Genomic DNA, 26,854 nt, shown 5'->3' with positions numbered 1-26,854 from the left:
GTCTAACAGTTGGTCGGCATCGTGCACGACCTGGAGCCTACTCGGGCCAGGAAGCGGTGCAGCGCCTCCGGGATGGCCGCCGGATGCAGATGCAGATACGACGCGTGGACCGCCGTGGTGACGACGCCGTCCGTGGCGCCTCGACCTTCGGCATCGCGCCACGCCCAGGCGGGCGTCGCTGCTCCCTCCCCCGCCGTCACGGTGCTGCGGTGGAACTCGTGCCCGGTGACGCGCTCCCCGGCACGGAACAGCACCGAGTCGGACACGGCCACCGCGTCGCGGTACCCCAGCGTCAGCCTCGGCCCGAAGCTGCCGGCGATGTCGAGGACACCGCTCATGGGACGGCCGTCGAGGTGTTCGGCCAGATAGATCAGGCCCGCACATTCGGCATGGATGGGCCGGCCGGCAGCCGCGTGCGCACGCAGGTCGGCACGCAGCTCGACGTTGGCGCCGAGTTCCTCGGCGTGCTCCTCGGGGAAGCCGCCACCGATGACCACCCCGGCGGTATCCGGGGGGAGTCGGTCACAGAGTGGGTCGAAGGCGACCACCTCGGCGCCTGCGGCACGCAGCATCTCGGCGTGTTCGGCATAACCGAAGGTGAACGCCGCTCCCCCGGCGACCGCGACGACGGGCCGCGCAGCCGGGGCCGGGGCGCCGTCCACATAGGGAGCGAGTGCCTCGGCCGCCGACCACGGTGCGGCGTCGGGAACACGACGCTGCCGCGCGGCGGCCACGATCGCCGGGAGGTCGAGGGAGTCCCGCAAGTGATCGGTCATCGACGCCACCGCGGCGACCGCGTCGGCGCTGCGTTCGGCCGCGGGGATCAGTCCGAGGTGGCGGGACGGCACGGTCAGGGACGGATCGCGTCGCACCACTCCGAACACCGGAACACCGACGCGGGCGCACGCCTGGCGCAGCACCATCTCGTGCCGCGGCGAGCCGACGCGGTTGAGGATGACCCCGGCGATGTGCACCGAGGAGTCGTAGGACAGGAACCCGTGCAGCACTGCGGCGAGGGACTGGCTGTGTCCGCCGGCGTCGACGACCAGCACGACGGGCGCACCGATGATCGACGCCACGTGCGCGGTCGAGCCGATGCCCAGCGCGTCGGTGCCGGCCGCGCCGACCTCATCGCTGGTGATCCGGCCGTCGAACAGGCCCATCACCCCTTCGACGACGGCGATGTCGGCGCCGGCCGCGCCATGGGCGAACAGGGGCGCGATCAGGTCCTCGCCCACCAGGTTCGGGTCCAGGTTGCGGCCCGGACGCCCGGCGGCGACGGCGTGATAGCCGGGGTCGATGTAGTCGGGACCGACCTTGAACGGTGCCACCCGGTGACCGGCCGCGCGCAACGCGCCGATGAGGCCGGTCGTCACCGTCGTCTTGCCGCTGCCCGACGACGGCGCGGCGATCACGACGGTGGGCACTCCGCCCGCGGCCGCTACCACTCGATGCCCTTCTGACCCTTGCGGCCGGCATCCATCGGGTGGGCGATCTTGCGCATCTCGGTCACGAGGTCCGCGGCGTCGATCAGCTTCTGCGGCGCGCGTCGGCCGGTGATGACGACGTGCTGACGCCCGGGGCGGCGGGCGAGGGTCTCGATGACCTCGTCGGTGTCGACCCAACCCCAGTCGAGCGGGTAGGTGAACTCGTCCAGGACGTAGAAGTCGTGTTCGCCGGCGTCGAGCCGACGGGCGATCTCGGCCCAGCCGGCTCGCGCCGCGGCGGCGTGGTCGTCGGCGTGCTCGGTGTTGGCCCGCAACCACGACCAGCCCTGGCCCATCTTGTGCCACTCGACCGGGCCGCCCACGCCGGTGTCGGTGTGGCACTGCCCGAGGGTCAGCAACGCCGACTCCTCCCCGACCTTCCACTTGGCACTCTTGACGAACTGGAAGACGGCGACCCGCATCCCGGCGTTCCAGGCGCGCATCGCCATCCCGAACGCGGCGGTGGACTTTCCCTTCCCGCCTCCGGTGTGGACGGCGAGAACCGGCTGGTTACGGCGCTGGCGCGTGGTCAGACCGTCGTCGGGAACCGACGCGGGAACCCCCTGGGGCACTGGTTGTCTCCTTCTTCGGCGGACTCAGGCCGCGCCGCGGGTCAGCGCGGTCGCGGACAGCTCGTCCATGGTCAGCACCTCGGCGCCGAGGTGTCCGGCGAGATCGGCGGCGAGACCGAGTCGCACCATCCCCTGCTCGCAGTCGACGACCACCGACTCGATCCCGCGGCGTCGGATCACCGACGCCGCAAGCCGCGCGCGTGCGGGCGCGTCCCGGCCCGACGTGGCCCGGCCGTCGGTGAGGACCACCAGGAGCGGCCGCCGGTTCGGCTCGGTGCGCCGGCAGCGTTCGACGACGTCACCGGCCAGCGTCAATCCCTCGGCCAGCGGCGTACGGCCGCCGGTACGGATCTCGGCGAGGCGGCGGACCGCGATGTCCACCGACTTGGTGGGCGGCACGGCCAGTGTCGCGGAACCGCCGCGGGCGACGACGACGGCGACCCGGTCGCGACGCGTGTAGGAATCCCGCAGCATCTCCACGCACAGCTCCGCGACCGCGGTGAGCCGACGCCGGGCGGTCATCGAACCGCTCAGGTCCACCACGAAGACAACGAGATTCGCCTCCTGTCCGACGCGTTCGGCGGTGCGCAGGTCACTCGCGGCGATCCGGAGCGCAGTGCGTTCGGCACGCCCCGCCGCGGTGGCATCTGCGCGGCCCGCCGCGGCGAGCACAGTGGCGAACAGGTGCACCGGCCGGCCGCCCTCGAAGTCGACCGCGTGGGTGGTGTGGCCGCGCCGGCTGCGCGCCTTCGACCGGCGTCCCGGGTCTCCGTCCCCCACCCCGGAGACGCGGAGTGCGCGTACGCGACGCCCCGTCGCCTTCGGCGCGGCACCGAAGGCCGGCCCCGGCACCGGTTGCGATTGTGTCTCTGAATCCGATTGCGCCTCAGAGGTTTCCGAAGTATCACCCGGCGCGGCCGCGCCACCGTCCGGGCCGCCGGGCGGGGTCGGGTCGTCGTCGGGAGGTTCGGGGGATTCGGGACCGGCGGCGTCCTGACCGGCCGACATCGCGTCGTCGAGCTGGTCGGTGGACAGGCCGGATTCGTCGAACGGGTTGCGGCGCCTGCGGTGCGGCAGGGCGAGTTCGACCGCGGCCCGCACGTCTTCCTCGGACACCGTGGTCGCCCCGCGCCAGGCCGCGTGTGCAGCGGCGGTCCGCGCCACGACGATGTCGCCGCGGAGCCCGTCGACGTCGAGGTGCGCGCAGATGCCCGCGATCCGGCGCAGCTCGCGCGTCGGGACCTCGACCCCGCCCACCGCTCGGCGGGCCTCGTCGATGCGCTGTGCGAGTTCGTGTTCGGTGGCGAGGTGTTCCGCCGCGAACCCGGCCGGGTCGGCGTCGAACGCCATCCGCCGCCGGACGACTTCGACTCGTTCGTCGAGGTCCTTGCCGGCCGCGACGTCGACCGCGAGACCGAAGCGGTCGAGCAGCTGCGGGCGCAGCTCTCCCTCTTCCGGGTTCATCGTGCCGACGAGCACGAAATCTGCTGCCTGCGTATGGGAGACTCCGTCCCGCTCGATGGTCACGCGTCCGCTGGCCGCGGCGTCGAGCAGGACGTCGACGAGATGATCGGCGAGCAGGTTGACCTCGTCGATGTAGAGGACGCCCCGGTGCGCCCGGGCGAGAAGTCCCGGGGTGAACTCCGCGCGGCCGTCGCGCAGCACGGAGGTCAGGTCGAGTGAACCGATCACGCGGTCCTCGGTGGCCCCGATCGGCAGTTCGACGACGCGTCCCGACCCGTCGTCGCCACCGATCAACGGTCCGAGCCCGCGCACGATCGTCGACTTGGCGGTCCCCTTCTCGCCGCGGATGAGCACGCCGCCGATGCCCGGTGAGATCGCGGACAGGATGAGGGCGAGCTTGAGCCGGTCCTGCCCGACGACCGCACTGAACGGGTAGCGGACCGGAACCGGGGTCTGCTCGGAGGTCGCGCTCATCGCGAACCGGGGCGGAGCATCGACACGTGTGGGATCCCGTCTTCGAGGTATTCGTCGCCGTCGACGACGAATCCGAACTTTCCGTACATCTCGGTCAGATAGGCCTGCGCCTCGATCCGGCAGGGGTGCTCGCCGACCTCGTCCAGCGCGGCCGTCAGAAGTCGGGCGACCAGACCGCGGCCACGATGAGCCCGATCCGTACAGGCACGGCCGATCCGGTACACGGGCCCGCCGTCGGCACCCGGCGGCTCGTCGAGGAGACGCAGGGTCGCGAGCACGACGTCACCGTCACCGCTGTCGGTGATCCAGAACTGGCGGGTCGTCGGCTCCAGGTCACGCCCGTCGAGTTCCGGGTACGGACAGGCCTGCTCCACGACGAAGACGTCGACCCGAAGCCTCAGGATCCGGTACAGCGTCGCCGCGTCGATGTCGGCAGCCGTACTGCGATGTACCTGTGGTCGCTGATGTTCCTGCGGTTGCGGGCTCATGTGTCGTGGTTAGCACAGATGACCGCCGCGGATCACCCCGCGGTGGCGGGGGCGAGCGCGTCGGTCTCCACGGTGCTCGCGTCACGACCGGTCAGCCGCAGCGACTTGTTGGTCCAGTCCCACACCTGTCGGTACAGGTCACGGTTGCCATTGAGCTTCTGGCCGAACGACGGGATGAGCTCGGTCAGCTTCGACGACCAGCCGGCGTACTCGGCCGGGAAGCACTTCTCGAGCACCGACAACATCGCCGGGACCGCGGTCGAGGCGCCGGGGGACGCACCGAGCAGGCCGGACATGGTGCCGTCCTCGGAGGTCACGACGGCCGTACCGAACTCGAGCTTGCCCCCGACACCCGTCTTGCGGATCACCTGGACACGCTGGCCGGCGGTGATGAGTTCCCAATCCGCGCCGAGCGCGCGCGGCACGAACTCCGACAGCGTGTTGACGCGATCGGCCTTGTTCGCGGCGAGCTCGCCGATGAGATACTTGAGCAGACCGAACTCCTGCGGCGCGATCGACACCATCGGCAGCAGGTTGCCGGGCTTGATCGAGGCGGGGAGGTCGGTGATCTTGCCGGACTTGAGGAACTTGGGCGACCAACCGGCGTACGGGCCGAACAGCAGACCCGGCTTGTGGTTGATGACGCGCGTGTCGAGGTGGGGCACCGACATCGGCGGCGCACCGACGGCGGCCTGACCGTAGACCTTGGCCTGGTGCTCGCCGATCAGTTCGGGGTTGGTGCAGCGGAAGAACTCACCCGACACCGGGAAGCCGCCGAAGCCCTTGGCCTCCTTGATGCCCGACTTCTGCAGCAGGTGGAGCGCACCGCCGCCGGCACCGACGAAGACGAACTTCGCGTGGACCTTCAGGGTGTCTCCGGTGCGACCGTTGCGGACCTTGACGATCCAGCTGCCGTCGGACTGCTTCGAGAGGTTGGTCACCGAGTGACCGAAGTAGATGTCGGCACCCTGCGCGACGTAGTTGAGCAGCTGCTGGGTGAGCGCACCGAAGTCGACGTCGGTGCCCTGGTCGAACCAGTTCAGCGCGACCGGGTCGGAGAAGTCGCGACCGGCCGACATCAGCGGGAGACGCTTGGTGAACTCGGCGGGGTCGTCGATGAACTCCATGCCCTCGAACAGGGTCTGGCCGGCGAGGTTGTCGTAGCGCTTGCGCAGGTACTTCACGCCGGCTTCGCCGTGGGTGAAGGCGACATGCGGGATCGGGTTGATGAACTCCGAGGGATCACCCAGGATGCCGTTGTCGACAGCATGTGCCCAGAACTGGCGCGACACCTGGAACTGCTCGTTGATGTTGAGCGCCTTGGTGATGTCGACGTCGCCGTCGGCGGTCTTGGGGGTGTAGTTGAGCTCGCAGAGCGCCGAGTGCCCGGTACCGGCGTTGTTCCACGGGTCGCTGCTCTCCGCGGCGGCCGCGTCGAGCCGTTCGAACAGGCTGATCGACCAATCGGGCTGCAGCTGCCGGAGCAGCGCTCCCAGGGTGGCACTCATGATGCCCGCACCCACCAACGCCACATCGGTCTTGATCACCGTTTTCGACACCTGGACTCCACTTCAAGCTGATCAACGATCTTTTCATCGGCCATTGTCCAGCATGGCACGTTCTGTCACAGAATCGAGCTGCTCAACTGTGGTATCCGCGACACCCCGACGGCCCCATGGACCCGCGGGCAGGTCACTAAGCTGGCTGCTGTGAGCGTATCCACAGGCACCGGCTGGCAACCCGACCGCTTCCTGGACCACTACCAACTCCGCACGATCCCGCTGGGCGACGATCCGGACGGGGAGTCCCCCGTCACCGCGACCCTGATCCGCCGTGCCGAGGCGGGTGCGCGGATCGCGGGTCACCGCCCCGTGGCCGGCGCGGTGCTCTATGTCCACGGCTTCACCGACTACTTCTTCCATGAGCCGCTGGCCGATTTCTTCACCGACCGCGGCTATGCGTTCTATGCGATCGACCTGCGCAAATGCGGACGGTCGCGGGAGGCGCACCACACCGCCCACTTCACCACGGATCTCGCCCGCTACGACGAGGAGCTCGGCCTCGCACTGGCGCTGATCGCCGAGGAGGTCGGTGCGGACACCCGCATGATCATCGCCGGACATTCGACGGGTGGCCTGATCACCGCGCTGTGGCTGGACCGGTTGCGTGAGCAGAACCCGGACCGCCACGCCCTCGTCGACGGCCTGCTGCTCAACTCACCGTGGTTCGATCTCCAGGGTGATGCCGTGCTGCGGACGCTGCCGGTGACGATGCTCATCAAGGCGATCGCCGCGGTGTCCCCGACCCGGGTGATCCCGCAGGAGCTGTCCTCTGCATATGGCGAGAGTCTCCACGAGAGTGCGTACGGCGAGTGGACCTACGACCTCGCCCTCAAGCCGATGGGCGGCTTCCCCGTCACCTTCGGTTTTCTCGACGCGGTCCGCAGCGGGCAGCGTCACCTGCATCACGGTATCGACGTCGGCACACCGACGCTCGTATTACGTTCGGACAAGACACATTTCGCGAAGACCTATTCGGCGTCCACCGATCGCGCCGACGCCGTCCTCGACGTCCGGCAGATCGCCCGCTGGAGCGGATGCCTCGGGGGACGCGTGTCGACGGTCCCCATCCTCGACGCCCGCCACGATGTTTTCCTCTCCGTGACGCACGCACGTGAACAGGCCTATCGCGAGGTCGACACCTGGCTGACGCACACCATCCGTCCGGCCACCGACTCTTCCGGCACCGACGCATCGGAACCCACCAGAAAAGAGAGCATCCTATGACCGCCACGCAGGTCGTCGACCTGGCCATCATCGGCTCCGGCAGCGGCAACTCCATCCCCGACGAGCGCTACGCCGACACGACGATCGCCATCTTCGAGGAGGGGGTCTACGGCGGCACCTGCCTCAATGTCGGATGCATCCCGACCAAGATGTTCGTCTACGCGGCCGAGGTCGCCGAGGTCGCCACGCAGGGCGCGCGGCTCGGCGTGCACGCCAAGGTCGACTCGGTGGACTGGCCCGGCATCGTCGAGCGTGTCTTCGGGCGGATCGACCCGATCTCCGAGGGCGGCAAGGAGTATCGCGTCGACCGTTGCGAGAACATCACCGTCTACAGCTCGCACGTGGAGTTCGACGGCCGTGACGAGGACGGCCGCTACCGTCTCGTCACCGCGGACGGCGCGACGGTTCTCGCTCGCGAGGTCGTCCTGGCCGCCGGTTCACGGCCGGTCATCCCGCCGGTCATCGCCGACTCCGGCGTGAAGTACTACACCAACAACGACGTCATGCGGCTCCCGGAGCTGCCCGAGCGGCTGATCATCGTCGGAAGCGGTTACATCGCAGCCGAATTCGCGCACGTCTTCGGTGCGCTCGGAGCCAAGGTGTCGATCATCGCCCGCGGACCCGCCCTGCTGCGCAAGCAGGATGCCGACATCTCCAACCGCTTCACGCAGGTGGCCAAGGACAAGTGGGACGTCCACCTCCACGCCGGGATCTCCGGTGCGGAGAACCTGCCCGACGGCGGCGTACGCCTACAGCTCTCGGACGGGGCCCAGCTGGAGGCCGACGTCCTGCTCGTCGCGACCGGCCGAAAGCCCAACGGCGACCGCCTCAATCTGTCCTCGATCGGCGTCGAACTCGACGAGGAGGGTCGCGTGCGCTGCGACGCCCACGGCCGCACCGCCGCGCGCGGGGTCTGGACGCTCGGCGACGTCAGCTCGCCGTATCAGCTCAAGCACGTCGCCAACCACGAGGAGCGGGTGGTGCAGGCCAACCTGCTGAAGGGGTGGGACGCCGACGATCTCATCGAGTTCGACCATCGATTCGTCCCCGCGGCCGTCTTCACGCACCCGCAGATCGCTTCGGTCGGCCTGACCGAGGACGAGGCACGCGACGCCGGGTACGACATCACGGTGAAGGTCCAGGCCTACGGCGACGTCGCCTACGGCTGGGCGATGGAGGACACCACCGGGTTCTGCAAGGTGATCGCCGAACGCGGCACCGGCAAGATCCTCGGCGCGCACATCCTCGGCCCGCAGGCACCGACCGTGATCCAGCCCGTCATCCAGGCGATGTCCTTCGGCCAGACCGCGCTCGAGGTCGCCAAGGGCCAGTACTGGATTCACCCGGCGATGCCCGAGGTCCTCGAGAACGCGCTCCTCGGCCTGGAGATCTAGAACACCGTCGACCGCAGGGCGATCTCGCTGGCGAGGGCCGCGGGGGCGTTCTGCGGGATCCAGTGGTCGACGCCGGCGAGTTCGCAGAACCGGAAGTCGGAGTAGGCGTATCGGCCGCTGCCCTGCGCCTGCTCCCGGCCGAGCGCGGGGTCGGCGTCGCTCCAGAGCAGGGTCGTCGGGATCTCCACCGGCGGGCACGCCATGGTCCCCTTGATGTCGCCGACGAAGTTGGCCCGGTACCAGTTCAGCGCAGCTGTCAGCGCGCCCGGTTCACGCAACGGGGCGAGTTCGTCGGCGGTCACACCGGCGGCCCGCAGCTTCGCGCCGTCGTCGGCGAGCAGCTTCTCCTCGGCGCCATCGGCGACGAAATCGAGGATGTACGAGGATCGTTCGCGCTGATCGCTCGCCGCGAGTGCGTCCCGCATCGCCGAAGGGTGGCCGGTGCTCGCGACCACGAGCCCGGTGAATCGGTCGGGGTACTTGCCGGCCAGATGCCACGCGACGATGCCGCCCCAGTCGTGTCCCACGAGGATCGCGTATCCGACCTTCAGTTCGTCGAGCACCCCGATGACGTCGGACACCAGATGGCTGAGGTGATAGTCCTCGACGGCCGGCGGTCGCGCGCCCGGGCTGTAACCGCGCTGGTTCAGGACCAGCGTGCGCAGACCCGATTCGTGGAGTCGGGGAAGCACCGCGTCGTAGCAGGTTCCGTTGACCGGGAATCCGTGAAGCAGCAGGACCCAGGGGCCCTGATCCGGGCCCCCGATCCGGACGTCGAAGGTGAGGCCGTTGACGGTCACCTGACGCTGATCTTCAGTCATTGGGCCACGATAGCGTCTGGGACCGGCCGGTGCGGTCGTCGAGTTGGTGGCGGATGACCGGCGCCGAGGCCGGGGGTCCGTTCGCTATGAGATGCATCACCGCGTCGAGGTCGAGGTGCTCGCTCACCAGATCCGCCATCGTGTCGACCTGACGTCGTCGGATCGCCTCGACCTCGGTGTCCCCGGCGACCCGGAAGTCTGCGACCCCGGCTTCGCCGGCCACCTCGGTGAGCAGCCGGCGGCGGAATGCGTCATTGGCCAGCAGTCCGTGCCAGTGCGTCCCACGAACGGCACCTCGCACGGCCCCCTCCGGCCCGGCGACGTCGTCGACGATCCAGGTGTCCTCCCGCGACCCGACCACGCGGCCGTGATGGATCTCGTAGCCGCCGATGGCCTCTCCCCCGCCGCCGGTGCCGGTGACCTGCCGCAACGTCTTGTCGGCCGCGAAGGCGATGTCGAGGTCGAACACGCCGAGTCCGTCGACGCGGCCACGGCCGGATTCGATCGCGTCGTCGATGGTGCGGGCCAGCATCTGGAAGCCGCCGCAGACGGCGATGGTCGGGGCACCTCGTGCCGCGCGGTCGGTGACCGCGTCGGCGATCCCGCGATCGCGCATCCAGGTCAGGTCGGCGACCGTGGCACGGGTACCGGGGATCACCACCAGGTCCGCCGCAGCGACGCTACCCGGGTCGTCGACCCAGGTGACGTCGACGCCGGGTTCGCAGGCGAGCGCCTCGACATCGGTGGAGTTCGAGATCCGCGGCAACCGGATCGCGGCGACGCGGAGCCGCGCGCGTGAACGAGCCGGCTCGAGCGGGGGGCCGACCCGCCGCCCGACGGGTGCGGACAGGGAGTCCTCGGCGTCGAGCCAGAGATCGTCGGCGAACGGCACGACGCCGAGTGTGGGACGACCGGTGATCGCCCGGACCTGCTGTAGTCCGGGTTCGAGAATCGTCGGGTCGCCGCGGAACTTGTTGATGACGTAACCCGCGATCAGCGCCTGATCGGCGGGTTCGAGGATCGCGGTGGTACCGAACAGCGAGGCCAGGGAACCGCCGCGATCGATGTCGGTGACCAGCAGCACCGGGAGTCGTGCGGATCGGGCGAGGCCCATGTTGGCGATGTCGCTGTCGCGGAGGTTGATCTCGGCGACCGATCCCGCGCCCTCGCAGAGAACGATGTCGAAGTCGCGGCGGAGCGCGGCGAGCTCCTCGGCGACTACCTCACGCAGCCGAGACCGCCAGGTCAGGTAGTCGCGCGCGCCGACGTCACCGGCGGGACGCCCGCGCAGCACCACGTGCGAACGTCGGTCGCTGCCGGGTTTCAGCAGCACGGGATTGAAGCGCGTCGAGGGTTCGAGGCCACAGGCGAAGGCCTGCAGCGCCTGGGCGCGTCCGATCTCACCACCGTCGGGGGTGACCACGGAATTGTTCGACATGTTCTGCGCCTTGAACGGCGCGACCCGGACACCGTCGCGCGCCAGGGCACGGCACAGGCCTGCGACGACGAGACTCTTACCGGCGTCACTGCTGGTCCCGCCAATCAGCAACGCCCCACCGAGATCGGCCACCACGACAGCGTAGTGGTGGCGTCGTTCACACGAACCACCACTCACCTCGCGACCCGCCCACGCTGGTTACAGTGACGTCAACGCCTGCGAGGGCGTGGTCGGGAGAGCCCGTGAGGGCAGGTCGGGAACGGGGGTCGTCGGGCGTGCAGATCGTGGAACCCGGGGCGACGTTCGCCGGGTATCGCGTCATCTCTCTGCTGGGACGCGGCGGCATGGGTCAGGTCTGGCTCGTCGAACATCCGACGCTGGGCCGCCGTGAGGCCCTGAAGATCATCTCGCCCAACCCCTCGGACCCGAGCTTCCACGAGCGGTTCCGCAACGAGGCCCGTACCGCGGCGGCCCTCGATCACCCGGGCATCGTCACCGTCTACACCCACGGTGTGGAGAACGGCAGCCCGTGGTTCTCGATGACCTACCTCGATGGCAAGGACCTCACCGGCGCCGGCCCGATGCCCGTCGACGAGGTCGTCACCATCGCCGGCCGCGTGGCCGACGCCCTCGATTACGCACATGGTCAGCGGGTCATCCACCGAGACATCAAGCCGGCGAACATCGTCGTCGCCCGCGGACCGGATGGCCGCATCAGCCGCGTGACCGTCCTCGACTTCGGCATCGCCCGCCTCGTCGACGGGAACAAGATGACGGCGACCAACCTGTTCGTGGGCACGCTGGCCTACGCCGCTCCCGAACTGCTCACCGGAGAGGCCGCGATCCCCGCCTCGGACCAGTACGCCCTGGCCTGCACCACCCTTCCAGCTCCTCACCGGCAGTCAGCCGTTCCCGGGCACGACGCCGATGGCACTCATCTCCGGCCATGTGAACTCACCCGTATCCCGGCCCTCGGACCTCGATCCGGCACTGGCACACCTCGACGCGGTCTTCGCCCGGGCGCTGGCCAAACGGCCCGGCGACCGGTACGCGTCGTGCGCAGAGTTCGCGACCGCCCTCGAGCGGGCGGCCGCGACCGGCCCGCGCCGAGCCGCGCCCACCACCCCGGCACCTGCGTTCCCCCCACGGGCCCAGCCACCCGCGCAGCGCTACCCGCAGACCCGGCAACCCCCTCGGACGCATCCGCTCGGCTACAACCCGCACACCCCCGCCCCGGCCTTCGCCGGCGGCTTCAACCCACCGCCCGGGGGCCCACCCCGGCCGCAGAAGCGAACGGGATTGTTCGTGGGTGTCGGGGTGGGTGCGTTCGTCCTCGTCCTGGCGCTCGTCGTCACCGCGATCGTCCTTCTCGGTTCCGACGACGCCCCGGCGACCACGGCCTCGGGGTCCTCGACCTCCTCGACCGGTGAATCGGCCGACGCCACACCCGCTTCGGGCGGTGATCTCGAGTCCATCGCCTCGAGCGGCGACAGTACCTGCGCGGTGCGTGGCGGTGAGCTGTTCTGCTGGGGCGGGAACCAGTACGGCACGCTCGGCGACGGCTCCACGACAGACCGCTCGCGACCGGCGAAGGTGTCCGGCGTCGACGAGGTGTCGGCGGTCAGTATGGGTGGGCTCGGCAAGACCTGCGCGATCGCCTCGGGTGACCTGTACTGCTGGGGCCACGGCGCCGGACAGTCCGGCCGGCAGGTCACGCTGCCGACCAAGGTGTCCGGTCTCGGCGATGTGAGCGCGGTCTCGGTCGGCCTCACCACCTGCGCGATCAGTTCGGGCGACCTGTACTGCTGGGGGAACAACCTCAACGGGCAGACCGGCGCGGGCACGGGCGCGTCGGTCCCGGTGCCGACGCGGGTCCCGGGCCTGTCCGACGTGACGGCGGGTCTCGTCCGCGCACACGACGACCTGTGCCATCGCGGCGGGATCCGCCTACTGCTGGGGCAACAACGCCGACGGGCAGGTCGGCGACGGCACCACCACCAACCGGGCGGTTCCGACGAAGCTCGACCTCGATTCCCCCACCTCGATCAGCACGAGTCTCTACTCGACCTGCGCGGTCGCCGACGGCTCGGGCGGCGCCTCGGGCACCGTCTTCTGCTGGGGGGAGAACGAGTCCGGGCAGCTCGGCGACGGCACCGAGGTCAACCGGCTGCGGCCGACGCCGATCGACGTGCGGGGCGCGACGCAGGTCTCGACCGCGGGTTACGGCGCGTGCGCCGCGGCGGGCGGTTCCGCCTACTGCTGGGGTTCGCGGAGCGCGCTTCCCGACCACGCGCCGGACCGGGTCAACGGCTTGTCCGGCGTCACCGCGATCACCACCGGCTCGGCCAACGTGTGTGCGGTCGCCGGTTCCGGGATGTATTGCTGGGGACTCAACGGCAAGGGCCAGCTCGGCAACGGCACCACCACGACGAGCAACGAGCCGCAGGCCGTGCGCTTCCCCGCCTGATCAGGCGGGCCCCGGATCAGGCGTCCGGCAGGGTCAGGATCTCCGCGCCGTCCTCGGTGACCACGAGGGTGTGCTCGAACTGCGCGGTCCACTTCCGGTCCGCGGTGACGACCGTCCAGCCGTCGTCCCACATCTCCCAGGCCAGCCCGCCGAGGTTGATCATCGGCTCGATGGTGAACACCATGCCCGGTTCGAGGACGGTGTCGACGTTGGGTTCGTCGTAATGCAGCACGACGAGCCCGTTGTGGAAGGTCTCCCCGATGCCGTGACCGGTGAAGTCACGGACGACGGTGTAGCCGAAGCGGTTCGCGTACGACTCGATGACTCGTCCGACGACGTTGAGTTCGCGACCCGGCTTGACCGCCTTGATCGCCCGCTCGGTGGCGATGCGGGTGCGCTCGACGAGATCGACGACCTCCTGCTCGACGTCCCCGGCGAGGAAGGTCGCATTGGTGTCGCCGTGGACGCCGTCGATGTAGGCGGTGACATCGATGTTGACGATGTCGCCGTCGGCGATGACGGTCGAATCCGGGATGCCGTGACAGATCACCTCGTTGAGCGACGTGCAGCACGACTTCGGGAAGTCCTTGTAGCCCAGCGTCGACGGGTAGGCGCCGTGATCAACCATGTACTCGTGGGCGATCCGGTCGAGTTCATCGGTCGTCACGCCGGGTGCGACGGCCTTGCCCGCCTCGGCGAGCGCATTGGCGGCGATCTTGCCGGCGAGGCGCATCTTCTCGATGGTCTCGGGGGTCTGCACCCATGGTTCGTGTCCCTCGGCGACCGTCGGCTTCCACACGTACTCCGGCCGCTCGATGGAGTCGGGCACGGTCCGGATCGGCGTAGGGGTACCGGGAGTCAGGGCGCTGCGAACTGGCATGCGACCACTTTATCCACCTCCTCCGAAGCGGACCGGCGCGCGGACGACCCGGACGCGACAACTAAGCTCGCCCTAAGACATCCGCGCCGTTGAGCGTCGGAACCCGAATCGAAGGTGGTGGCGGTGGGCGCGTCGATCAGATCGGTGCGGACCTGGCTGGTGGTGGTCCTCACCGCGTTGACCGTCTCGGCGTGCTTCGTCACCCCGATCGAACAGGACCGGCACTCTCCCGGAGCCCACCTGCGCAACGGCCCACAGACGGCTGTCCTCGACGACACCGACGTGACACCCGTCGAGGACGACCCGACCTCGACGCTGCCGGTCACCGTCGACTCGGTGCGCTACGGACCGGTCACCGTCACCGACACCAGCCGGATCATCGCCGCCGACATCAGCGGCACCCTAGGCAGCATCGTCTTCGCGCTCGGTCTGGGCTCCCACGTCGTCGGCCGCGACACCTCGACGGCGTTCCCGTCCGCGGTCGGTCTCCCCGTGGTGACCAACCGCGGCCACAGCCTCAACGCCGAATCCGTTCTGGCGCTTGCGCCGACGCTCTTGCTGGTCAGCGAATCGAGGTTCCCGGCGACCGCGGTGGATCAGATCCGCGACTCCGGTGTCACCGTGGTGGTCTTCCCCGCCATCCGCGACCTCGCGTCCAACGACACGTTGATGCGGTCGGTCGCCGAGGCGCTCGGTGTCCCCGCGGCCGGTGAGAAGCTCGTCGAACGCACCGATGCGCAGATCGAGGCGGCCCGCGATCTCGTCCCCGACCCCTCCGGCGACCCGACGATGGCCTTTCTCTACATCCGCGGCCGCAATCTCCTGCTCCTCGCGGGACCCGGTTCGGGCGCCGATGATCTGATCGCCGAACTACGTGGCCGGGATGCCGGCGAGGCCGCGCAGCTCACCGGCGCCTTCACCGCCATCACCGCGGAGGCGATGATCACCGCCGACCCGGACGTCCTGATCGTCATGACACAGGGCGCGGACACGGTAGGCGGTCCGGACGGAGTGCTCACCCTTCCCGGAGTCGCCGACACCGAGGCCGGTCGCAACCGCCGCGTCGTGCAGATCGACGAGAGCAAGATCCTCGCCTTCGGCCCCGACGTCGGCCTGGTGCTCGCGGCCCTGGCGAAGGCGATCTACACGTGAGCGTCCAGACCGCCGACGCCACGACCGCGCCGCCCATCGGCCGCTCGCACCGGGTCCGCAACCTCACCGTGGTGGTCGTGATGCTGATCGCCACCGCGACGCTGGCGATCGTCTCCGCCGGAATCGGTCAGGTGGAGATCCCGCCGCTGGAGGTCCTGGGCAGCATCGCCCACCACTTTCATCTCGAGATCGGGCCGCTGCCCTCGCACCCCAACGGTGAGGGGGCTCTGTGGAACGTGCGGTTCCCGCGGATCGTGCTCGGGCTCTTCGTCGGTGCCGCCCTCGGCGCTGCGGGCTGTCTGTTGCAGGGCGTACTGGCCAATCCCCTCGCCGAACCGAGCATCATCGGGGTGTCCTCCGGGTCGGCCGTCGGCGCCTGCCTGGTCATCGTCCTGGCCGGCGGCACAGCGGGAGTCGGTGGGGCCGGCGGGAATTGGGCACTGGCCGGGGCCGCTTTCCTCTTCGGTCTCGTCACCGCCGCCGCGGTCTACCTCCTCTCGCTGCGCGACGGATCGTCGTCGGCGATCATGCTGGTGCTCACCGGCATCGCGGTGAACGCCTTCGCCGCGGGCGTCATCGCCTTCCTGACCTTCGTCGCCTCCACCGCCGCCCGCGAGCAGATCATCTTCTGGCAGCTGGGATCGCTGGCCGGCCGCACCTGGAGCGAGATCTGGGTGGTGGCACCGCTGGTCATCGGAGGTGTTGCCGCCTGCGCACTGCTCGTCCACAAGCTCGACCTCCTCGCCCTCGGCGAGATCCAGGCGGCGTCCCTGGGCGTCAACGTGGAATCCGTTCGACGCCAGGCCATCGTGCTGACCGCGGTCCTCACCGCCGCGGCCGTCGCCTTCGCCGGCATCATCGCCTTCGTCGGCCTGGTCGTCCCGCACGTGATGCGGCTGATCGTCGGACCCAAACATTCCATCCTGCTGCCCACCAGCGTGATCGGCGGCGCGCTCGTCATCACCGGCGCCGATCTCGCGGCCCGCACGATGCTCGGCGACGCCGATCTCCCCCTCGGCATGTTCACCTCGCTGATCGGCGGGCCCGTCTTCTTCATCCTGCTGCGCCGTAGTCGTCACGCGGGAGCCGGCTGGTGACCGCCGCACGTGCCGTCGGGACGCCGGGGATCGCGGCCGAGGACATCCGGGTCGAACTCGGCGGGCGCGAGGTCGTGCGCGGCGTCTCCCTCGAGGTCCATCCCGGCGAGCTCGTCGCACTGGTCGGGCCCAACGGGTGCGGCAAGTCGACGCTGCTGTCGGTGTTGTCCGGTACGCGCCGCCCCCACAGTGGCCGCGTGACGATCGACGGCCGCAACGTCGCCACCACCTCGTTGCGAGAGCTCGCGCGTCACCGCAGTGTGGTCACCCAACAGAACCGGGTGGACACCCCGTTCACCGTCGCCGAGGTCGTCGCCATGGGGCGCTACCCCTGGCTGCGGACCCCGAAGGCCGCCGACTCCCCCGCGGTCATCGCCGACGCCGTCGACCTGTGCGAACTCGCCGACATCGTCGACCGGCCCTTCGCCCAGCTGTCCGGCGGGCAGCAGGCGCGGGTGTCGCTGGCGCGGGCCCTGGCCCAGGACACGCCGGTCATGATGCTCGACGAGCCGACCGCCGCACTCGACATCCACCACCAGGAGCAGGTCCTCGAGATCCTGCGTGTTCATCGCGACGCCGGAAACGCCGTGCTGCTCGTGGTGCACGACCTGACCTTGGCCGCCGCCTACGCCGACCGGGTGGCGGTCATGAAGCACGGGGAGCTGCTGGCCGTCGGCCCCACCGACGAGGTGATGACCGCCGAGCTGTTGAGCCGTACCTACGACCATCCGGTCGAGGTCATCGACCACGGCGGCCGCCGGGTGATCCTGCCCGAACGCCGTTAGGGCGTGCGGACCGCGTAACCCGGCCCCAGCCCGTCGAAGAAGTCGCGGGTGACGGCGACGGCGTTGTTCGAGTCGCCACCACGGACCACGAGCGTCGCGAAGGCGATGTCGCCGCGGTACCCCGCGAACCAGGCGTGCGACCCGCCCTCGAACTCGGCTTCGCCGGTTTTCCCGAAGACCGCTCCGCGACCGTCGATCACCGACGCGGTACCGCTGGTGATCACCGCCCGCATCATCGGCCGCAGTTGCTGATAGACCTCGGGCGGCATCGTCGGGGTCGGGCCTTCGACCTTGGTGGGCTTGTCCAGGATCAGTTGCGGCACCGGCGTTTTGACACCGTTGGCGACGGTCGCAGCGACGAGCGCCAGTCCGAGGGGCGACACCAGCACCTTCCCCTGCCCGAAACCGTCCTCGCTCCGTGCGACCAGTTCGTTCTCGATGGGCACCGATCCGGACACCGCGTCGAGTCCGGCGATCGTGTACTGCTGGCCGACCCCCATCGCCGCGGCCGCGTGGGCGAGATCGGACGGTCCCATCTGGCTGGCGAGCTTGGCGAAAGTGGTGTTGCACGACGCGGCGAACGCCTGCAGCATCGACACGGTGCCCAGCGCGAAGCCGTTGTAGTTCGGGATCAGACGCGGTCCGATCTGGACCTCCCCCGGGCAACCCACGACGGAATCGGGCCCGGCCATCTTGCGGTTGATCGCGGCCGCGGCGGTGACCATCTTGAACGTCGAACCCGGCGGGTACAGGCCGGTCGTCGCGATCGGCCCCTGCGTGTCCGCGGCGGGGTTCTGCGCGACGGCGAGGATGCGACCGGTGGACGGCTGCACGACGACCATCGCGACCTGGAACCTGTTGGTGGCGTTGACTGCTCGCTGCGCCGCGTTCTGCACCGTCCGCGACAGGCTGAGCGACACCGCCGGCGACGGGTCGGGGTCGTGGTCGGCGAGCACGGCGGCGTCGAGTCCGTTGGGGTTCACCGAGACCACGCGCCAGCCGGCACGCCCGGCGACCTCGCCGTCGACGACCTTCTTGACCTCGGTCAGCAGTGCCGGCGCGAACTTGGGGTCCTTGGGAACCAGCTCGGCCTGTTCGTTGGTGACGACACCGGGGATCGCGAGCTGGTCGCGGAGCCGGTCGAACTGGGCGTGCGACAGGCGGGCCAGCGGATACTGCCGGCGACTCGAGGTGACCTGTTCGGTGATCAGCTGTTCGTCGAGATCCGGGTTGAGCCGGCGCAGCACGCCGACCGCGCTCGTGACCGAGGTCGCCACCGAAGCACCCTGCTCGGTGGCCTCTCCGGCATCGAAGTTCACGCCGACGACGGTGCCGTTGACCATGACCTCCGAACCGTCGGCCTCGTTGACCGTCGCCCGCGGCGCCTCGATGATCTGCAGCGAGAGGCGTTGATCGGCGCCGAGTTTCGGGTGGATCGCGGTCGACGCCCAACGAACCGCCCAGCCGGCGTCGGATCGGCCCATGCGCAGGGTCGCGTCGTAGGACCAGTCCCGGCCGCGCGGGAGCGTCCACGTGTAGCCGACCTGCACCTCGGCCGTGTCACCGGTGACGCGTACCCGACCGGCCTTCGTCTCGAGTTCTTCGGCGGCCAGTCCCGACCACGCCGACTCCATCGCCGACCGCGAGGTCTGCGGCACGTCGGTGAGGGCGGCGGCCGCGTCGAGTTCCTGTTGCGAGTACGCCTCGAGGAATCGTTCGGCGGCCCCGCGCGGACCGTCGTCCTCCGAGGAGGAACAGGCGGCGGTGGCGGTGATCACGACAGCACAGACCGCGACGATCACCGCCGGGGTCCATCGAGTTCTCGTGCGCCACATCGCGGTCGAGTCTATGGCTGCGACGCACCGATCCCCGGTAGCCACGCGGGAGGTCTCGCTGTGACCTGAGACGGGATCGGATCAGTCGACGAGGACAGTGGCGAAGGTGCCGACCTCGGTGAACCCGATGCGGTCGTACACCGCTCGAGCCGTCTCGTTGAAGCTGTTGACGTACAGGCTGGGGAGTCGCCCGTGGGCGGCAACCGCCTCGGCGACCGCGGCGGTGCCGCCCAGGCCGAGACCCTCGCCGCGTCGTTCCGGCGACACCCACACACCCTGGATCTGGCCGACCCGCCGGGACAGCGACCCGATCTCCGCCTTGAACACGACGTCGGGGCCGTCGAAACGCGCGAAAACCCGTTGTGCCGAGATGAGCGAGGACAGTCGTCTGCGGTACGAACGCCCGCCGTCGCCGGCAGTGGGATCGACGCCGACCTCGCCGATGAACATGTCGATCGCGGCCGGCATGTATGCGTCGAGGTCATCGAGGGTGACCAGCCGCACGGCCGGATCCGACGGGACCGCCGGGCATCCGGTCAGGACCAGCAGCGGCTGGACCGGCCGCACCTCGCGCGCCGGCCCCCACACGGGTTCGATCTGCTGCCACATCGGCAGCACCAGGTCGGCCCGGCCGACGATCGACGAGCAGGCACGAGGTGCGGCGACCGCGCGGTCGGAGAAGTGGTCGAGGTCGTCGGGGGACCCGATCAGCGGGATCAGGTTGGCGCCGGAGAAGCACAGCGATGTCGAAGGGTCCTGTGCGGTCCAGAGCTCCCCACCGAGCAGCCGCGGGTTGATGCCGTGCGTCTCGAACCTCGCGGCGACCATGCACATCGCGACCGGGTCGGACATGAGCACGCGTTCGACGGCAGCCGCGTCACGCGCGCCGAGCGGTTTGTCGCCCAGTAGCTTCAGCACCACCGCTCCTCACTTCCCTGACAAGGGACTCGCGCAGCGCCTGTTCGGTCCGAGATGCAGGGCCTAGGAGACGGTGACCACAGGCGGGCCTACGTGCGTGCCGTCTCCAGTTTCCCCTGTTTCCTCGGCGATCCGCAGCGCTTCTTCGATCAAGGTCTCCACGATCTGCGCCTCCGGGACGGTCTTGATGACCTCGCCCTTGACGAAGATCTGTCCCTTGCCGTTTCCGGAGGCGACGCCCAGGTCTGCCTCGCGGGCCTCACCCGGCCCGTTCACCACGCAGCCCATGACCGCGACGCGCAGCGGGACCTCCATGCCCTCGAGACCGGCGGTCACCTCATCGGCCAGCTTGTAGACGTCGACCTGGGCGCGGCCGCACGACGGACAGGACACGATCTCGAGCTTGCGGGGACGCAGGTTGAGCGACTGCAGGATCTGATCGCCGACCTTGATCTCCTCGGCCGGCGGCGCCGACAGCGACACCCGGATGGTGTCGCCGATGCCCTCACTCAGCAACGCGCCGAAGGCGACGGCGGACTTGATGGTGCCCTGGAACGCCGGACCGGCCTCGGTGACGCCGAGGTGCAGCGGGTAGTCGCACTGGGCGGCCAGCTGGCGGTAGGCCTCGACCATGATCACCGGGTCGTTGTGCTTGACCGAGATCTTGATGTCGCCGAAGCCGTGCTCCTCGAACAGGCTCGCCTCCCACAGCGCCGACTCGACGAGCGCCTCGGGCGTCGCCTTGCCGTACTTCTGCAGGATGCGCTTGTCGAGGGAGCCCGCGTTGACGCCGATGCGGATCGGGATGCCGGCCTCGCCCGCGGCCTTCGCGACCTCTTTCACGCGGCCGTCGAATTCCTTGATGTTGCCCGGGTTCACGCGCACCGCCGCACAGCCGGCGTCGATCGCTGCGAAGATGTACTTCGGCTGGAAGTGGATGTCGGCGATGACCGGGATCTTGGACTTCTTGGCGATGATCGGCAGCGCCTCGGCGTCCTCGGGTCGCGGGCACGCCACGCGCACGATGTCGCAGCCGGACGCGGTCAGCTCGGCGATCTGCTGCAGGGTCGCGTTGATGTCGTGGGTCTTCGTGGTCGTCATCGACTGCACCGAGATCGGGTGGTCGCTGCCGACGCCGACGGAGCCGACGAACAGTTGCCGGGTCTTGCGGCGCGGAGCCAGCACCGGCGGGGGTCCGGCCGGCATGCCGAGTCCGATCGGCACGGCGTTGGCAGGAGTCGGGGCGTTCATCTGATTCACCTCTGTGATTCGGGTGGGCTGTCGGGTCTCTGCTGGGGATTCGTTGTGGGAGGTCACCACGGATTGATCGGGTTGATGATGTCGGCGGTGAGCGTGAGCACCATGAACCCGGCCATCACCACCACCGCGGCGTAGGTGATCGGGAGGAGTTTGTAGTAGTCGACGGCGGCGCCGGGGGCCCGTCCGAACCAGCGACGGACGGTGTCGCGGCCCTTCTCGTAGCCGACGATCGCCATGTGTCCGCCGTCGAGCGGGAGCAGCGGGACCAGATTGAACAGGCCGAGGAAGAAGTTGATGCTGATCAGCAGCATCCAGAACATGTCCCACAGGCCGCGTTCGACCGCCTGGCCGCCGAGCACCGAGGCGCCGTAGACGCTGACCGGGGTGTCGAGGGCGCGTTCGCCACCGGTCACCGCGGTCCAGAGTGCACCGATCTTGGTGGGCAGCGACAGGAGCGCGTTCCACGTCTCCTTGATCAGGTCGCCGGTGAAGACGAAGGCGCCCGGGATGACGTCGAAGCCGCTGAAGTCCTTGATCGCCGGTGGGGCGTCGTAGGCGATGCCGACCATGTTGTAGTTGACGGTCTCGGTCGTGCCATCGGACCGGGTCGCGGTCACCGTGACCGGTTCGGGGGTCATGGTCAGCTCGAGTCGTTCGTCGCCGCGGTCGACGGTCAGTACGACCGGGCCCTTCGATTCCCGGATGACCGGGGTCAGGTCGGAGGCCTGGCCGACGGGCTGTCCGTTGACGGCCACGATCTCGTCCCCCGGCCGCAGGCCCGCCGCTGCCGCGGGACCGCCGCCGGTGCACGGCGAGTTGGTCTGCTCACCGCCGGAGATGGTGATCGTCGACGACACGCACTGGGTCTCGGCGACCTTGGCCGGGGTCGGCGGCGGGCTGAGGTCGGGCAGTCCGAAACTCAGGCCGACGATGATGATCAGGACGAAACCGAGGATGAAGTTCTGCGCGGGACCGGCGAACAGGACGACGAGGCGTTTCCAGGCCTTCTGCTTGTACATCGCCCGGTCTTGCTCGTCGGCGGCGAGCTCCTCGTGCGGGGTCATGCCCGCGATGTCACAGAAGCCGCCGAGTGGGATCGCCTTGAGTCCGTATTCGGTCTCGCCGCGGCGCGTGGACCAGATCGTGGGTCCGAAGCCGACGAAGTAGCGACGCACCTTCATGCCGGTGGCCTGTGCGGCCCACATGTGACCGCACTCATGCCAGGCCACCGACAGCAACAGCGCCAACGCGAAGAGCGTGACACCGATCGCGAAACTCACGTACTCACTCCATCCAGCTACACAGCGGCCGCGACCAGCTGAGCTGCGCGTTCCCGGGCCCACCGATCGGCGGCGAAGACCTCCTCCACAGTACCTGGCGCGACACGCCACTGATCTGCCTCGCCGAGCACCTCACCGATGATCTCGACGATGCGCGGGAATCGGATCGCACCTGCGAAGAAGCCCTCGGCAGCCGCCTCGTTCGCCGCGTTGTACACCGCCGTCAGACTCCCCCCGCCCCGTCCGGCCGTCCGGGCGAGCTCGATCGCCGGGAACACCTTGTCGTCGACGGGTTCGAACGTCCACGCGGAGGCGGTGGAGAAATCGCAGGCGGTCGACGCCCCGGGTACGCGATCCGGCCAGCCCAGCGCCAGCGCGATGGGCAGTTTCATCGAGGGCGGGGAGGCCTTGGCGACGGTCGCACCGTCGACGAAGGTCACCATCGAGTGCACGATCGACTGCGGATGGACGGTCACGTCGATGTGGTCGTAGTCGACGCCGAAGAGCAGATGCGCTTCGACGACCTCCAGGGCCTTGTTGACCAGCGTCGCCGAGTTGAGGGTGATCATCGGGCCCATGGACCAGGTCGGATGGCGGCCGGCCTGCTCGGGGGTCACCTCCTCGAGCTGTTCTGCGCTCCATCCGCGGAACGGTCCACCCGACGCGGTGAGGACCAGTCGGTCCACCTCGGCGGCGGTCCCGGCGCGCAGGCACTGGGCGATCGCCGAGTGCTCCGAGTCCACCGGCACGATCTGTCCGGGCGCCGCCGCGTCGAGGACCAGCGACCCGCCGGCGACGAGCGACTCCTTGTTCGCGAGCGCGAGGCGCGCGCCCGTCCGGAGGACGGCGAGCGAGGGTGCCAGGCCGATCGATCCGACGACGGCGTTCAGCACGACGTCGACGCCGGTCTCCGCGGTGACGGCGTCGACGAGGTCGCACATGGCGTCTGGTCCGCCGAGCACGGGCGCCCCGAGACGCTCCGACAGTTCGGAGGCGCGGGCGGCGTCGGCCACGGCCAACCGCGTGGCGGGGACGCCGAAGGCAGCGGCCTGTTCGGCCAGCCGGTCGAGATTTCCGCCGCCCGCCCCGAGGCCGGCGACCTCGAAGCGATCGGGATGTTCCGCGATCACCTCGAGCGCCTGGACGCCGATGGAACCGGTGGAACCGAGGATCAACACACGTGTGGGCACGTATCCATTGTGTCAGCCGGTCGGGTGCACCTTCCGTCAGTGCTCCGCTGGATGGGTCTGCCGCCAGTGGTCGGCGATGTCGATGCGTCGGGTGACCCAGACGTCGTCGTGGGACTGGATGTGATCGAGGAACCGTTCCAGTGCGGCCAGTCGTGCCGGCCGGCCGACGAGACGGCAGTGCAGTCCGACCGACAGCATCTTCGGCGCCCCCTCGACGCCCTCCCGGTAGAGCACGTCGAAGGCATCGCGCAGATGCGCGAAGAACTGCTCACCCGACGGGAATCCGCCGGGTGAGGCGAACCGCATGTCGTTGGTGTCGAGCGTGTAGGGCACGACGAGGTGATCGACGAGTTCGTCGCCGCGCGGGACCTTCACCCAGTAGGGCAGGTCGTCGGCGTAACTGTCGGAGTCGTAGGTGAATCCGCCCTGCTCGACGACGAGCCGCCGGGTGTTCGGCGAATCCCGGCCGGTGTACCAGCCGCGGGGTCGTTCGCCGGTGATCTCGGTCAGCAGTTCGATGCCGGCCCGCATGTGCTCGCGCTCGACCTCGGGGTCGATGAGCTGGTAGTTGAGCCATCGGTATCCGTGACAGGCGATCTCGTCGCCGCGCTCGACGAAGGCGGCCGCCACCTCGGGGTTGCGGGCCATCGCCTGGGACACCGCGAAGATCGTCAGCGGCAGCCCGCGCCGCGAGAACGTCCGCAGGACGCGCCACACCCCGGCCCGCGACCCGTACTCGTACATGCTCTCCATGCTCATGTGCCGGTTCGGGAACGCCTGAGCGCCGACCATCTCCGACAGGAACGTCTCACTGCCGCGGTCGTTCTCGAGGACGTTGTTCTCGCCACCCTCCTCGTAGTTGAGCACGAACTGGACGGCGATCTTCGCGCCGTCGGGCCACTGCGGGTCCGGTGGCGTGGAACCGTATCCGACCATGTCGCGGGGATAGTTCTCGGTGCGGAAGTCGGCGAGGGAACGGCCCGCGCTCGGGCCCGCGCGGAAGTCGGACGAAGCCATGAGCCGCATTCTGTCATCGAATCACCGACCGGGCTCGGTCTCCGAGATCACTGTGCCGCTATGCTGATCGGGAACTACTACCGTTCGTCAGACATCTGACGACCCGCGCTGTGAGGAGTGGCTGTGGCAAGCACCGATGTGGAGCACACTGGCGGACACGCCGAGGTCATCGACACCGGCTGGCGCCGTGAGCCCGCCGATGCACCGTCCGCCCGCTTCGGCTGGTTCGGATCGGCGACGAAGACCTTCTACGGTGCCGCCCTCTTCTTCGCGGCCTTCCTGCTGTTCATGCTCATCGGTAACCACACCGGTCATGTCGAGGACATCTGGCTCATCGCGTTTGCGGCCGGCGTCCTGTTCTTCGTCGTACGCGGCTGGTGGATGAACCGCGGCAAGTGGTCCTGAACCACCACTGACCAAGACCCCGAGAAACGCCGAGCGGCCTGGCCGCTCGGCGTTTTTCGTGTCCTGGTTGCGTCTCGCCCGCTCAGCGCTCTTCCGCGGCGAGCTGCCCGCACGCCGCGGCGATCTCCTGACCACGGGTGTCGCGCACGGTGCAGGACACGCCCTGCTCGCGGACGCGGCGCACGAACTCACGTTCCACCGGCTTGGGGCTGGCATCCCACTCCGAGCCGGGTGTCGGGTTGAGCGGGATGAGGTTCACGTGCACGAGGGACCCGAGCGCCTTGTGCAGCTTCTGCCCGAGGAGATCGGCGCGCCAGGGCTGATCGTTGACATCGCGGATCAGGGCGTACTCGATGGAGACGCGGCGTCCGGTGGTGTCGGCGTAATAGCGTGCGGCCTCGAGGACCTCGGCCACCGACCAGCGGTTGTTCACCGGGACGAGCGTGTCGCGCAGCTCGTCGTCGGGCGTGTGCAGGGACACGGCCAGCGTGACCGCGAGCCCCTCGTCGGCGAGGCGCCGGATGGACGGTGCGAGACCGACGGTCGAGACGGTCACCGACCGCGCCGAGATGCCGAGCCCGTCGGGTGCCGGCGAGGTGATCTGCCGGACCGCGCTGACCACGCGCTTGTAGTTGGCGAGCGGCTCTCCCATACCCATGAACACGACGTTCGACAGGCGACCCGGCTCGCCGAGCTCACCGTCACGAAGGGCGCGGGCGGCGGCCCGCACCTGGTCGACGATCTCGGCCGTCGACAGGTTGCGGTCGAGACCGCCCTGGCCGGTCGCACAGAACGGGCAGGCCATGCCACAGCCCGCCTGACTGGAGATGCACAGGGTGTTGCGCTCGGTGTATCGCATCAGCACGCTCTCCAGGAGAGTGCCGTCATGCAGTCGCCACAGCGTCTTGCGGGTGGAGTCGTCATCGCACGAGATGTGCCGGACCGGCGTCAGGAGCTGCGGGAACAGCTTCTCGCGCACGGCGTCGCGGGACGCCGCGGGCAGATCGGTCATCTCCTCGACGTCGCCGTTGAGGCGGGCGTAGTACTGCCGGGCCAACTGGTTGGCCCGGAACTTCGGGAGACCCACTTCGGCCAGCGCCGCGACGCGGCCGGCGGCGTCGAGATCGGCGAAGTGTGTCGGCGGCAGCCCGCGTTTGGGCGCGTCGAACACCAGCGGTAATGAGGTCATCGACCCATTGTCGCATGTCATGATGAACCCATGACCACACCCGATCACCGCCGAAGCGGGAACCCGGTCCCGCAGTGGGGTTCGCGGGGAGAGCCCGGCTCCGCGTCCGCCTCTGATCCCGCGCCCGTGCCACCGACCCCGGCAGCGGCCGGCGACGACCCCGACGCCGTCCTCGCCGAGCGCGACCGCCTGCGGCAGACCGTCGCCGACGTCGAGCACACCCGTACGCGCGCGACGTGGTTCGGCGTGGTCATCGGGGCGATCATCCTGGTCCTGCTGCTGGTGTTCATCGTGCAGAACCTGGAGAGTCAGCGGATCGAGTTGCTCTTCTGGGAGGTCAATCTCCCGCTGGGCGTGAGCCTGCTGATCGCCGCGATCGCGGGTGCGCTGATCGTCGCCCTGGTCGGCGGACTCCGCATGCTGCAGTTGCGTCGGGCATTGAAGAAGGCCGCCGG

General features: G+C 69.3%; 24 protein-coding genes and 2 pseudogenes. 11 read left to right on the top strand and 15 right to left on the bottom strand.

Annotation, left to right across the window (positions count from 1 at the left end; all coding sequences use genetic code 11):
• Nucleotides 1-2: 2 nt before the first annotated feature.
• The 5 genes from GOAMI_RS10105 to mqo are packed head-to-tail and all read right to left on the bottom strand — an operon-like array spanning nucleotide 3 to nucleotide 6,044.
• Nucleotides 3-1,448 carry a cobyrinic acid a,c-diamide synthase CobB gene (locus tag GOAMI_RS10105; RefSeq protein ID WP_006436393.1) on the bottom strand — a complete coding sequence of 482 codons (1,446 nt, stop codon included), beginning with the start codon at nucleotides 1,446-1,448 and terminating at the stop codon, nucleotides 3-5.
• Nucleotides 1,442-2,059 (bottom strand): cob(I)yrinic acid a,c-diamide adenosyltransferase, encoded by a 618-nt coding sequence (cobO, locus tag GOAMI_RS10100; protein WP_006436392.1) that lies wholly within the window; start codon nucleotides 2,057-2,059, stop codon nucleotides 1,442-1,444. The genes GOAMI_RS10105 and cobO overlap by 7 nt, the downstream gene beginning before the upstream one ends.
• A gap of 24 nt (nucleotides 2,060-2,083) precedes the next feature.
• The gene (locus GOAMI_RS10095; protein ID WP_006436391.1) at nucleotides 2,084-3,997 is read right to left on the bottom strand and encodes a VWA domain-containing protein; all 1,914 of its coding nucleotides are present in this window, start codon (nucleotides 3,995-3,997) and stop codon (nucleotides 2,084-2,086) included.
• Nucleotides 3,994-4,485, bottom strand: a complete 492-nt coding sequence (locus GOAMI_RS10090) for a GNAT family N-acetyltransferase (protein ID WP_006436390.1) — start codon at nucleotides 4,483-4,485, stop codon at nucleotides 3,994-3,996. The genes GOAMI_RS10095 and GOAMI_RS10090 overlap by 4 nt, the downstream gene beginning before the upstream one ends.
• A 32-nt stretch (nucleotides 4,486-4,517) precedes the next feature.
• Entirely contained in the window at nucleotides 4,518-6,044 is a 1,527-nt protein-coding gene (gene mqo, locus GOAMI_RS10085; protein WP_006436389.1) for a malate dehydrogenase (quinone), read from the bottom strand.
• A 150-nt stretch (nucleotides 6,045-6,194) separates the two neighbouring features.
• On the opposite strand from mqo, the gene GOAMI_RS10080 reads away from it, so the two are divergent.
• A complete protein-coding gene (locus GOAMI_RS10080) occupies nucleotides 6,195-7,271 on the top strand; it encodes an alpha/beta hydrolase (protein ID WP_006436388.1) in 1,077 nt (358 codons plus the stop codon).
• Nucleotides 7,268-8,665: a mycothione reductase gene (mtr, locus tag GOAMI_RS10075; protein ID WP_006436387.1), complete on the top strand. Its 1,398-nt coding sequence runs from the start codon at nucleotides 7,268-7,270 to the stop codon at nucleotides 8,663-8,665. Before GOAMI_RS10080 ends, mtr begins: the two co-directional genes overlap by 4 nt.
• Here the strand turns inward: mtr and GOAMI_RS10070 are convergent.
• Both GOAMI_RS10070 and GOAMI_RS10065 read right to left on the bottom strand, forming a co-directional pair.
• The gene (locus GOAMI_RS10070) at nucleotides 8,662-9,465 is read right to left on the bottom strand and encodes an alpha/beta fold hydrolase (protein WP_006436386.1); all 804 of its coding nucleotides are present in this window, start codon (nucleotides 9,463-9,465) and stop codon (nucleotides 8,662-8,664) included. The two genes, mtr and GOAMI_RS10070, sit on opposite strands and share 4 nt — an antisense overlap.
• Before the next feature lie 13 nt (nucleotides 9,466-9,478).
• A complete protein-coding gene (locus GOAMI_RS10065) occupies nucleotides 9,479-11,056 on the bottom strand; it encodes a cobyric acid synthase (RefSeq protein WP_174324724.1) in 1,578 nt (525 codons plus the stop codon).
• A 110-nt stretch (nucleotides 11,057-11,166) separates the two neighbouring features.
• On the opposite strand from GOAMI_RS10065, the gene GOAMI_RS23900 reads away from it, so the two are divergent.
• The 4 genes and pseudogenes from GOAMI_RS23900 to GOAMI_RS23885 all read left to right on the top strand — a co-directional run bounded on the left by GOAMI_RS23900 (nucleotide 11,167) and on the right by GOAMI_RS23885 (nucleotide 13,391).
• On the top strand, nucleotides 11,167-12,354 hold the full coding sequence (locus GOAMI_RS23900; RefSeq protein ID WP_376740340.1) for a serine/threonine-protein kinase: 1,188 nt from the start codon (nucleotides 11,167-11,169) through the stop codon (nucleotides 12,352-12,354).
• Nucleotides 12,242-12,769 (top strand): annotated as a pseudogene (locus tag GOAMI_RS23895) (RCC1 domain-containing protein); the annotation flags it as partial. The gene GOAMI_RS23900 and the pseudogene GOAMI_RS23895, both read left to right, overlap by 113 nt.
• A gap of 85 nt (nucleotides 12,770-12,854) precedes the next feature.
• A pseudogene (locus tag GOAMI_RS23890) lies at nucleotides 12,855-13,088 on the top strand (protein kinase domain-containing protein); the annotation flags it as partial.
• Nucleotides 13,089-13,112: 24 nt separating this feature from the next.
• Nucleotides 13,113-13,391: an RCC1 domain-containing protein gene (locus tag GOAMI_RS23885; RefSeq protein WP_006436383.1), complete on the top strand. Its 279-nt coding sequence runs from the start codon at nucleotides 13,113-13,115 to the stop codon at nucleotides 13,389-13,391.
• A gap of 16 nt (nucleotides 13,392-13,407) precedes the next feature.
• On the opposite strand, the gene map is transcribed toward GOAMI_RS23885, so the two are convergent.
• Nucleotides 13,408-14,271, bottom strand: coding sequence for a type I methionyl aminopeptidase (map, locus tag GOAMI_RS10055; RefSeq protein ID WP_006436382.1), 864 nt, complete (start codon nucleotides 14,269-14,271; stop codon nucleotides 13,408-13,410).
• A gap of 144 nt (nucleotides 14,272-14,415) precedes the next feature.
• On the opposite strand from map, the gene GOAMI_RS10050 reads away from it, so the two are divergent.
• Genes GOAMI_RS10050 through GOAMI_RS10040 form a run of 3 tightly spaced genes read left to right on the top strand, consistent with a single transcriptional unit; the run spans nucleotide 14,416 to nucleotide 17,305 of the window.
• The gene (locus GOAMI_RS10050; RefSeq protein ID WP_006436381.1) at nucleotides 14,416-15,423 is read left to right on the top strand and encodes a heme/hemin ABC transporter substrate-binding protein; all 1,008 of its coding nucleotides are present in this window, start codon (nucleotides 14,416-14,418) and stop codon (nucleotides 15,421-15,423) included.
• Nucleotides 15,420-16,520: a FecCD family ABC transporter permease gene (locus tag GOAMI_RS10045; RefSeq protein WP_006436380.1), complete on the top strand. Its 1,101-nt coding sequence runs from the start codon at nucleotides 15,420-15,422 to the stop codon at nucleotides 16,518-16,520. Before GOAMI_RS10050 ends, GOAMI_RS10045 begins: the two co-directional genes overlap by 4 nt.
• The gene (locus GOAMI_RS10040) at nucleotides 16,517-17,305 is read left to right on the top strand and encodes a heme ABC transporter ATP-binding protein (protein ID WP_006436379.1); all 789 of its coding nucleotides are present in this window, start codon (nucleotides 16,517-16,519) and stop codon (nucleotides 17,303-17,305) included. Before GOAMI_RS10045 ends, GOAMI_RS10040 begins: the two co-directional genes overlap by 4 nt.
• On the opposite strand, the gene GOAMI_RS10035 is transcribed toward GOAMI_RS10040, so the two are convergent.
• The 6 genes from GOAMI_RS10035 to puuE form a co-directional block, all read right to left on the bottom strand.
• Entirely contained in the window at nucleotides 17,302-19,140 is a 1,839-nt protein-coding gene (locus GOAMI_RS10035) for a penicillin-binding transpeptidase domain-containing protein (protein WP_006436378.1), read from the bottom strand. The genes GOAMI_RS10040 and GOAMI_RS10035 overlap by 4 nt on opposite strands.
• An 81-nt stretch (nucleotides 19,141-19,221) precedes the next feature.
• The gene (locus tag GOAMI_RS10030; protein WP_040004737.1) at nucleotides 19,222-20,058 is read right to left on the bottom strand and encodes a GNAT family N-acetyltransferase; all 837 of its coding nucleotides are present in this window, start codon (nucleotides 20,056-20,058) and stop codon (nucleotides 19,222-19,224) included.
• 63 nt (nucleotides 20,059-20,121) lie between these two features.
• Entirely contained in the window at nucleotides 20,122-21,309 is a 1,188-nt protein-coding gene (gene ispG, locus GOAMI_RS10025) for a flavodoxin-dependent (E)-4-hydroxy-3-methylbut-2-enyl-diphosphate synthase (protein WP_006436376.1), read from the bottom strand.
• Nucleotides 21,310-21,371: 62 nt separating this feature from the next.
• Complete coding sequence (locus GOAMI_RS10020) at nucleotides 21,372-22,598, bottom strand: M50 family metallopeptidase (RefSeq protein ID WP_006436375.1); 1,227 nt, start codon at nucleotides 22,596-22,598, stop codon at nucleotides 21,372-21,374.
• A 17-nt stretch (nucleotides 22,599-22,615) separates the two neighbouring features.
• Nucleotides 22,616-23,788, bottom strand: coding sequence for a 1-deoxy-D-xylulose-5-phosphate reductoisomerase (dxr, locus tag GOAMI_RS10015; protein WP_006436374.1), 1,173 nt, complete (start codon nucleotides 23,786-23,788; stop codon nucleotides 22,616-22,618).
• Between the two features lie 36 nt (nucleotides 23,789-23,824).
• On the bottom strand, nucleotides 23,825-24,814 hold the full coding sequence (puuE, locus tag GOAMI_RS10010; protein ID WP_006436373.1) for an allantoinase PuuE: 990 nt from the start codon (nucleotides 24,812-24,814) through the stop codon (nucleotides 23,825-23,827).
• Between the two features lie 114 nt (nucleotides 24,815-24,928).
• On the opposite strand from puuE, the gene GOAMI_RS10005 reads away from it, so the two are divergent.
• On the top strand, nucleotides 24,929-25,210 hold the full coding sequence (locus GOAMI_RS10005; RefSeq protein ID WP_006436372.1) for a DUF2631 domain-containing protein: 282 nt from the start codon (nucleotides 24,929-24,931) through the stop codon (nucleotides 25,208-25,210).
• 82 nt (nucleotides 25,211-25,292) lie between these two features.
• On the opposite strand, the gene rlmN is transcribed toward GOAMI_RS10005, so the two are convergent.
• Nucleotides 25,293-26,399 carry a dual-specificity RNA methyltransferase RlmN gene (gene rlmN, locus GOAMI_RS10000; RefSeq protein ID WP_006436371.1) on the bottom strand — a complete coding sequence of 369 codons (1,107 nt, stop codon included), beginning with the start codon at nucleotides 26,397-26,399 and terminating at the stop codon, nucleotides 25,293-25,295.
• 30 nt (nucleotides 26,400-26,429) lie between these two features.
• Between rlmN and GOAMI_RS09995 the strand changes: the two genes are divergently transcribed.
• Nucleotides 26,430-26,854: LapA family protein (locus GOAMI_RS09995; RefSeq protein ID WP_006436370.1), on the top strand; the 425-nt coding region annotated here is incomplete at its 3' end.

The sequence above is a fragment of the Gordonia amicalis NBRC 100051 = JCM 11271 genome, assembly GCF_000332995.1.
In the GTDB taxonomy this organism is placed as follows: Bacteria; Actinomycetota; Actinomycetes; order Mycobacteriales; family Mycobacteriaceae; genus Gordonia; species Gordonia amicalis.
Note: the sequence above shows the minus strand (reverse complement) of the source record. Positions and strands in the feature narration are given on the sequence as shown.

What these genes read in the sequence shown, in the direction of transcription:
- GOAMI_RS10095 (WP_006436391.1), bottom strand. Translation starts at nt 3,997, where the DNA reads ATGAGCGCGACCTCCGAGCAGACCCCGGTTCCGGTCCGCTACCCGTTC.
- GOAMI_RS10090 (WP_006436390.1), bottom strand. Translation starts at nt 4,485, where the DNA reads ATGAGCCCGCAACCGCAGGAACATCAGCGACCACAGGTACATCGCAGT.
- mtr (WP_006436387.1), top strand. Translation starts at nt 7,268, where the DNA reads ATGACCGCCACGCAGGTCGTCGACCTGGCCATCATCGGCTCCGGCAGC.
- map (WP_006436382.1), bottom strand. Translation starts at nt 14,271, where the DNA reads ATGCCAGTTCGCAGCGCCCTGACTCCCGGTACCCCTACGCCGATCCGG.
- GOAMI_RS10035 (WP_006436378.1), bottom strand. Translation starts at nt 19,140, where the DNA reads ATGTGGCGCACGAGAACTCGATGGACCCCGGCGGTGATCGTCGCGGTC.
- ispG (WP_006436376.1), bottom strand. Translation starts at nt 21,309, where the DNA reads ATGAACGCCCCGACTCCTGCCAACGCCGTGCCGATCGGACTCGGCATG.
- puuE (WP_006436373.1), bottom strand. Translation starts at nt 24,814, where the DNA reads ATGCGGCTCATGGCTTCGTCCGACTTCCGCGCGGGCCCGAGCGCGGGC.
- rlmN (WP_006436371.1), bottom strand. Translation starts at nt 26,399, where the DNA reads ATGACCTCATTACCGCTGGTGTTCGACGCGCCCAAACGCGGGCTGCCG.